Origin of the sequence: Paraburkholderia sp. Ac-20336 (assembly GCF_017105025.1) — a bacterium.
GTDB lineage: Bacteria > Pseudomonadota > Gammaproteobacteria > Burkholderiales > Burkholderiaceae > Paraburkholderia.
The window spans coordinates 1-8,090 of record NZ_JAAGPS010000201.1 but is presented as its reverse complement, the minus strand read 5'-3'; the positions used below and the strand labels follow the sequence as shown (position 1 = coordinate 8,090).

Here is an 8,090-nt window from a genome sequence, read left to right as displayed (position 1 = left end):
ACACGCTGCCGGCCACGCCCACGCTCGCGTCGGTGCCGCCGCCCGCCGGGCTCGATACCGCGCATGCGTATACGCTGCCCGAGCTGATCGACCTCGCCGAATCGACGAACCCGCTGACGCGCATCGCGTGGAACGATGCGCGCAACGCGGCGCTCGCGGTCGGCATCGCCAAGGCCGCGTATCTGCCGCAACTGTCGGCGACGGCGATGGGCGCCTACCAGACCGGCCACGGCTCGACGTCGACGCCGCTCGGCGACGCGTCGAGCGACACTACCGTGCACGGCACGATCTCGGCGCTGTCGCTGCAATGGCTGCTGTTCGACTTCGGCGGACGCGCGGCGCGCGTCGAGGCGGCCGAGCAGGTATCGATCGCGTCGAACGTTGCGTTCACGGCCGTGCATCAGCAGGTGATCCACGACGTGACCGTCGCGTACTACCGCTACGCCGCCGCGCGAGCGCACGCCGAGAGCGCGCAGCAGGGGCTCGCGAACGCGGACACGATTCTTGCGGCGGCGCGTGCGCGCTTCAAACAGGGCGTCGGCACGGTCGTCGAAGTCGCGCAGGCGACGCAGAACCGCGAGCAGGCCAACCTCGCGCTCGTACAGGCGCGCGGCGCGGCCAGCGACGGCTACCTCGACCTCGTCTCCGCGCTCGGCATCTCGCCGTTGTCGAAGCCGGCGATCGCCGCGTTGCCGCAACGGCCGCTGCCGCCTGCGCTCGGCTCGTCGATCGACACGATCGTCGCGGACGCGATCGCGCGCCGCCCCGATCTGCAAAACGCCTATGCACTCGAAAAGGCCGATCGCGCGAAGATCAAGGCCGCCGAAGCGGCGTTCATGCCGAAGGTGTTCCTGTCCGCATCGACCTCGTATGCGAGCGGGCACACGGCCCTCTCCGCGCTGCCCGCGGTCGGCGATCAGGCGCCGACCGTCAACCTGAACGGCAGCCGCTACGGCGGCGGCGTGTTTCTCGGCATCTCGATTCCGCTATATGACGGCGGCCTGCGCTCGGCCGTGCTGATGCAGGCGCGCAACGATGCGCAGAGCGCATCCGCGCGCCTCACGCGCACGAAAGAGGAAGCCGTCCGCCAGGTTGTCGCCGCACAGAACGCGGTGCAGACGAGCCTCGCCTCGCACGATGCCGCGAAGGCGCTCGTCGCTGCCGCCCAGACCAGCTACGACGCGGCGTTCAGCGCGTACCGGCATGGCGTCGGCTCGATCACCGAGGCGACGATCGCGCAGAGCCAGTTGCTGGCGGCGCGCAATGCCGAAGTGGACAGCTATTGCGGCGCGCTGTCGGCCGCGGCCGCGCTCGCCCTGGCGACGGGGACGATCGGCGCACAGTGATGGCATCCGCGAGCGTGTGGTTAGCACGCCATCCCAACCGGAAATAAAAGTCGGACCGCCGCGCAAGGTATCTTGCCGGCGCGCCAGAGCGTCGACTTACATCCTCTTACAGACTCGCGCGACGGATTCATACGTCTCGGGCGTTCAACGAAGACGCGGCCACAAGCCGTGTCCGTACGTGTCCGTATCCGAACAAAAGAGGAATCGACGATATGAAAACCAAAGCGTCTCTGATCATGGCCAGCGCACTGGCTGCGGGCGTTCTTCTTTCCGGCTGTGTCGTGGAGCCCGTGCGTCCGCCTCAACCCGCGCCGGTGGCCGAAATCGTACCGGCTGCGCCCGCACCGGGCTATGTCTGGGTCAAGGGTCACTACCGCTGGGAAGGCAATCACTGGCAGTGGGTGCCGGGTCACTGGCGGCCGGTCTGATCCTGCGCGATCGATGCGAAGCCGGCCGCCTTCAGTGCTTCGCAAGCGTGATTCGAACCGCGCGTGCCGCACCGCCAGCCGCGCCGGTTCGACTACTCGACTACTGCGACGCCCCGCCCGATATCGCACTGTCCGGCAGAGCATACGCCACGAGTGCATCGCTGGCCGGCGTGCGCATGAAGTGATGCCCCCCCGCCATGATGACCAGATACTGCTTGCCGTTGACCGAATAGGTCATCGGCGTCGCCTGTCCGCCGCCCGGTAGCAGATCGCTCCACAGCATCTTGCCCGATTTCAGGTCGAACGCATGGATCAGGTTATCCGTTGCGGCGCCGGCGAATATCAGGTTGCCGCCCGTGACGATCGGCCCACCGTTGTTCGGCGTGCCGACTTCGATCGGCATATAGGTTGGCAATCCAAACGGACCGTTCGCCCGTGCGGTGCCGAACGGATGCTGCCAGATGACCTTCTGCGTATGCATGTCGATCGCGGTCATCATGCCGTACGGCGGTTCGTTGCAGAGAACCTGCGTGAGCGGCATCAGGAACGGCTGCACGTCCACGCCGTACGGCGTATCGGCCATCGCCCCCGGGCCTTCCGCGCCGGATTTGTCGGTATGGCGCGGATCGTCGATCGAATACAGCCCCATGGCGTCGGACTGCTTGCGGGACAGCAGCCGGTCGTACATCGGCGTGTTGTTCCAGTTGGCGATCAGGACGCCCCTCGTCCGGTCGTAGGCGACGCCACCCCAGTCGACGCCGCCGTTGTATCCCGGATACTCGATCCACGACTGGCCGACCATCGGCGGCGTAAACTCGCCGACATAGTGCGCCTGGCGGAATTTGATCCGGCAGTACAACTGATCGAATGGCGTCATGCCCCACATCGTCCTTTCCTGCAGATCGGCAAACCCGAGGCGCGGCATCCCGGTCGACCACGGCTGCGTCGGCGTACGTGGATCGTTCGGCACGTTGCCCTGCGGCGCCGGCCGCTCCTCGACGGGCAGCAGCGGCTGGCCGTTGCGACGGTCCACCACGAACAGCTGGCCGCGCTTGGTCGGGATGACCATCGCCGGCACCGGGCCACCCTGCCCCGGAAAATCGAACAGCGTCGGCTGCGAGCCGATGTCGTAGTCCCACACATCCTTGTGGGCGGTCTGAAATACCCAGCGCTCCTCGCCCGTTGCCGCATCGAGCGCCACGATCGACGACGCGACGCGATTCTCGGCGGGCGTGCGCATGGCGCTGTAGTAGTCGGCCGCCGAGTTGCCGGTCGGCACATAGACGAGACCGAGCTTATCGTCGCCCGCCATCGGCCCCCACGAATTCGGCGTGCCGCGGCTGAATTCCTGCCCGACGCCAGGCTCGCCATGCTGGCCCGGACGATTGACGTCCCACGCCCATTTGAAGGCGCCCGTATCGGCGTCGAAGCCGCGAATCACGCCCGACGGCGCCCAGCGGCGCTGGCCGTCCAGCACCTCGTGATTGGCCACGATGGTGTCGTTGACGATAACGGGCGGCGACGTCATCGCGACGAAGCCCGGCACGGTCTTGCCGAGTCCGTCGAGCAGACTGACCTGGCCATGCTCGCCGAAGCCTTCGCACGAGGCCCCCGTGGATGCGTCGACGGCGATCAGACGGCCGTCGATCGTCCCGTCGATGATTTTCTCGTGACACGGCTGGCCCGTGGAAATCGTCTGCGATACATAGTGTTCGAGGCCGCGGCAGGCGGCGGTATAGGGCACGCTCTTATACTGCGTCCCGACGTCGTGAGTCCAGATTGCCTTGCCGGTGGTCGGGTCGAGCTTCGCCAGATTGTTGGTCGCGGTGCACAGATAAAGGCCGTCGCCCACCTTGATCGGCGTCATTTCGGCCGCCCACTTGTTGACCTTGCCCTTGGGCGGCAGATCGCCGGTGTGATAGACCCAGGCAACCTGAAGCTGTTTCACATTGCCGGGGTTGATCTGGTCGAGCGGAGAATAACGGGTGGCGTCGGTATCGCGGCCGTAATGGGTCCAGTCGGCATCCGGTTGCGGCGCATGTAACTCGTCCCCGGCGACGAGCGGCGTATCCGGCATTGCCGTCGCGGACAGATAGCTCTGCTGCGGAATGAACGACAGCGCAAATGCGGTGCCCGCAAACACAATGCAGATGCCTGCAAGGATCTTGGCCAAACCACGGTAATGCCCGCTTTGTCCCGCTCGGTCGGCCAGCCGCGGCAGCATCAGCGCGACGAAGAACGCAAGGCCCGTGAGGAAGCCCATGCGCGGCACCCATCCCCATAAGCGCAGTGCGGTTTCGTAGAGCGTCCAGAGCAGCGTAATCAGATAGACGATGCCGAATATCCCTGCGCCTTTCAGGCTTCGAAACCACAGCAGCACACCGGACCAGATGAGCAGAATGCCGGCGAACACATAGTACGGACTGCCATGCAGCGCGAGAAGCCAGCCGCCGCCGAGAGCCATCGCGAGTCCGCTGACCACGATGATGACGGCGATGATGCGATCCCAGATGAATGGGAATCTGTTGGGTTCAGGCCTTGTGTTATTCATCGTATTCTCCAGATTCATACCACGTCGCTCCGTGCTTCAGTACGGCATCGGAGTATGAGCACACGCTACGGATCGGTTACCACGACACCTCTCTACTGTTTTCCAACTGCGAAACGGGACGCTCCCCTATGCTTGCCTGTTGCTTCCCGGTTATTTCCCGGCTGCCTCCCGGTTGTTTCCAGTCCATTTCCGATGTCCAGCGCCAACACCGGCGTCATACGCGCAGCAGGTGCGCACGAGCACGCGCCTGCGTGAGAATTGCTGCGGAACCGCGTGAGCCAACAATTGGCCGAGAAGAGACATACCGATGTCCCGGAAGAGTGTTGGAACCCGCGTCATTTCTCCTGTCGTTGCGAATCACGCACGAGACGCCGGGCTTCGTCGTACGCCATGACGAGCGTGCGCATCTCCGTCCACATGCCGTAGTAGTGCGCGATAAAACTGTCCGGACCGACCATGAACCACGGCGTATTGATGACGAGCGGACTCAGAATGTCCGCCTCGTCGAGCAAGCCCGACTGTTTCATCGCTTCGATGAAGTAGAACTGGTCGCCGTTGTGCGCATACACGGACGACCGATCGGCCAGGCCGCGAATGCGCGCCTTCAGCCCGCGCAGCATCGCCGCGTTTCCCTCGGTACGGCGGAATCCCATCACGCCCGAATTGAACGGCCATTGCCCGATGTCGCGCGCGAGCAGACGATCGCGGCCGCGCAGCAGATCGTCGATGGGCCGCTCGTGATCGAGGATCAACACATCCGCATCGACCCAGATGACCCATTCGTGGTGCGGCAGATAAGCGTCGAGAAGCCACGGCTTGAACCAGTTCCCGGTTCCCGACAGGCCGATTTCAGCCGGCGTGTCGCGATACACGTAAAACGTGTAGCCATGCCGCTCGCAGTACTGCCGCAGATTGCTTTCCGCGATGCCGCCATAGCCGGCAATGCCCGGCGTATAAAGCATGACGAACGCGACGTCCCTGGCGGACACGTTGCCGGGCGCGTTTTGAGGCGCGTTGTGAGGCGCATAGGTGCTGCGATCGGCCGAGGCATCGACAGCCGGCGTCTCGAACGAGAAAGGCGCAAGCCCCCGGAGCCCCGACATTTCCAGGTGAGCGCACAGAATCTCGCGAATGCGCGGCGCGGCACTCGCTTCGGATGGCGAATCATGCAGATCGCCCAGACTGAGCGCAAACGTCGCCGCGCGCCGCCAGTACGGATCGATGTTGGCGCCCGCGTGCATCACCGCATACAGGTCGTCGATCCGCTCGTGCCACGGATGTACCGGTTCATCTCCCAGCACGGTCGCGGCATCGACGAACGGCTCACCGCCGAGCCTGCAACGCTGCATGATCCGGTAGATGCGCTCGCGCGTCGCGGGTGTGTTGCGCCAGAACTGCACGTCGGTCTGCGGCCGGCCTTTCTCGACGCCGACCAGCAGCGCGTCCCGCCCCGCCATCAGCCGGTCGAGCGCATGCGGCTCGACGACGAGCCCATCCTCGCCCAGCAACAGAACGATCCCGTCTGCCGGACAGCCGTCGAGCGCACGCAGCAGCGCTTCGTAGCGATGCAAGGTTTGGACCTGGGCGCTGCGCGGCCCGTCCGACGCATCGACGCATACGTGGCGATAGCCGTGCGTGTCGGCATAGCGCGCGTGATTGGCAAACGCCGCCGGCGCATGGCCGGTCAGGAAACTCAGAACACAGTGCGATCGCATCTGGCACTCTCCAAATTGTCGATCGTGACGGGGGCTATGTGGTGATCCTTGCCGGCTCACGCATCGACGGGCGCCACGTCGGACAGGCCGGCCGCGACTCGCGTCAGATCGACGGCCACCCGTTCCACGACAGGTTCCCACTGCCGGTACGCGCTCTGCCGATAAAGCTTCAGGCCCGGATACCACGCGCTATTGGCGCGCTCCGTCGACCAGACCCAGTGCGGATTGACGTCCAGCAATAGCCATGTCGGCACACCGAGCGCGCCGGCGAGATGCGCCACCGACGTACAGACCGTCACCACGAGATCGAGCGTCGACAGCGCCGAGGCGGTGTCGTCATACGATCCCCATGCCACGGTGGGGTCTTCGATGGACAGACCCGCATGCCGCATCGCCGCGACATCGTCGGCGGCATCGACCTGCAGACACATGAACTCGACGCCTTCGACGCCATGAAATGCACGCGCATAGAGCAACGGATCGATCGCACGCAGCGGATTGCGCTGATGCGTACGGCTGCCGCTCCAGACGAGCCCGACGCGCAGAGGCCGTTGTGCACGCGGCCCCGCGCTCCGGCGCGCGACGGCATCGGAAGCGGGCTTCAGATAATGCGCGGCATTGGTGAGACGATCCTCTGTTACGCCAAGCACGAGCGGCAGGCTGCCGAGCGGCAAATGAAAATCGTGCGCCGGAAGAACCGCCGTATCGTGCGGCACGATCTCGTCGACACTCTCCACGAAGCTGCGCGCGAACAACGGCAGCAGTTGCGAGAAACAGCAGTAGACGAGCCGTCCTCCTTCCTCGTGAACGCGCGCCGCGATCCGTGGCAGGAAGCGCGCGAACTGGATCGCATCGCCATTCCCCTGCTCGCCCCACACGAACAATGTGCGGCCCTTGAACGATTCGCCATTCCAGCGCGGCGACGGCAGGTTCGGCACCGCGTCGCGCAACTCGCGCGAGCCGAACCAGCGTGATTCGTGGTTCGCCCAGCCGTTCGCGTAATCGCCCTGTGCCAGTTGCAGCATGGCCAACGCCCAGATGACCAACGGATTGGCCGGGTCCAGTTGCCCAGCGCGCTGCGCGACAGCCAGCGCGGCATTCCATTGCTGCCGTTCCTTCAGGACCTGCACGCGGGTCACAAGCGCCACCGGGTAATCGGGCGCCAGCGTGCAGGCGCGTTCGGACGCGACTTCCGCGCCAGCGAGATCGCGCAGGCCGAGCAGGACGACCGACAGATTGTTCCAGGCCAGCGCATTCCCCGGCTCGCGCACCAGAAGCGGTTCGAGAATCGCTTTCGCCCGCGGCAGATTGCCGAGTTCGATATGGGCCGCCGCGGTGTTGTTCTGCAGCATCGATACAACCGGGTCGAGCCGGTCGGCCTTCGCGTACGCCGCGAGAGCGGCATCGTGCCGGCCCACGCGCTGATACAGCAGGCCAAGCTGGAACCAGCCCAGTGCATTGGCGGGCTGTGCCGCGCAGAAGCGGGTCGCCACGTCGAGCATGTTCGGGCCGTCCGGCTGCCCCATCTGCAACTCGATCCATTCGAGCACCCACGTCTCGCCATCCGGCATGTTTCGATAGGCGCGCGCATACCAACCGTTCGCGGCAAGCGGATCGCCCGCCGCTGTGGCCTGCCTCGCGCGCTCCAGCAGCGCGAGGCCGTTGTTCGCGTCGAGCGCGAGCGCCCGGTCCGCGAGCGCGGCCGCCCTGGACGCGTGACCACGCATGCGCATGATGCGGCTCGTGATCGCCAGCAGCGAAGCATCCGTCGACTCCAGCGTGCCGTGGCCGTCGATCAGTTTCGCCGCACCGATCAGGTCGCCGCGATCGAGCAGGCGTTGTGCCTGTACGGAAACAGGCAGTTGAACCGTCATGGCTCGCCCCTCGCGTCTTCGATCATGATGTCCGGGCTGGAGCGGATTCCAGCTGCAGCAGCAACCCGTCATAGCGCGCCACGACTTCGGCGTTCGTCGACAGATAGCGCGCGATGATGCGGCGCTGACGGTCCCGATACCCTTCCCAGTCGGCATCGTGATGGCGGATCGCCTGC

General features: G+C 65.4%; 5 protein-coding genes. 2 read left to right on the top strand and 3 right to left on the bottom strand.

Going from position 1 to position 8,090, the window contains the following annotated elements:
• Positions 1–1,346 (top strand): TolC family protein (locus GXB81_RS29610; protein WP_205991076.1); only part of this gene is annotated, 1,346 nt, incomplete at its 5' end.
• A 212-nt stretch (positions 1,347–1,558) separates the two neighbouring features.
• Positions 1,559–1,774, top strand: coding sequence for a YXWGXW repeat-containing protein (locus GXB81_RS29605; RefSeq protein ID WP_167049000.1), 216 nt, complete (start codon positions 1,559–1,561; stop codon positions 1,772–1,774).
• 100 nt (positions 1,775–1,874) lie between these two features.
• Here GXB81_RS29605 and GXB81_RS29600 read toward each other — a convergent pair whose 3' ends face one another.
• From GXB81_RS29600 to GXB81_RS29590, 3 genes are all read right to left on the bottom strand, one after another.
• On the bottom strand, positions 1,875–4,325 hold the full coding sequence (locus tag GXB81_RS29600; protein WP_205991075.1) for a membrane-bound PQQ-dependent dehydrogenase, glucose/quinate/shikimate family: 2,451 nt from the start codon (positions 4,323–4,325) through the stop codon (positions 1,875–1,877).
• A gap of 335 nt (positions 4,326–4,660) precedes the next feature.
• Positions 4,661–6,040, bottom strand: coding sequence for a galactosyl transferase GMA12/MNN10 domain protein (locus tag GXB81_RS29595; protein ID WP_205991074.1), 1,380 nt, complete (start codon positions 6,038–6,040; stop codon positions 4,661–4,663).
• 56 nt (positions 6,041–6,096) lie between these two features.
• On the bottom strand, positions 6,097–7,914 hold the full coding sequence (locus GXB81_RS29590; RefSeq protein WP_205991073.1) for a tetratricopeptide repeat protein: 1,818 nt from the start codon (positions 7,912–7,914) through the stop codon (positions 6,097–6,099).
• Between the last annotated feature and the right edge of the window lie 176 nt (positions 7,915–8,090).

Bases quoted from the DNA above. Each gene is read 5' to 3' on its own strand.
- GXB81_RS29595 (WP_205991074.1), bottom strand. From the start codon at position 6,040: ATGCGATCGCACTGTGTTCTGAGTTTCCTGACCGGCCATGCGCCGGCG.
- GXB81_RS29590 (WP_205991073.1), bottom strand. From the start codon at position 7,914: ATGACGGTTCAACTGCCTGTTTCCGTACAGGCACAACGCCTGCTCGAT.
- GXB81_RS29600 (WP_205991075.1), bottom strand. From the start codon at position 4,325: ATGAATAACACAAGGCCTGAACCCAACAGATTCCCATTCATCTGGGAT.
- GXB81_RS29605 (WP_167049000.1), top strand. From the start codon at position 1,559: ATGAAAACCAAAGCGTCTCTGATCATGGCCAGCGCACTGGCTGCGGGC.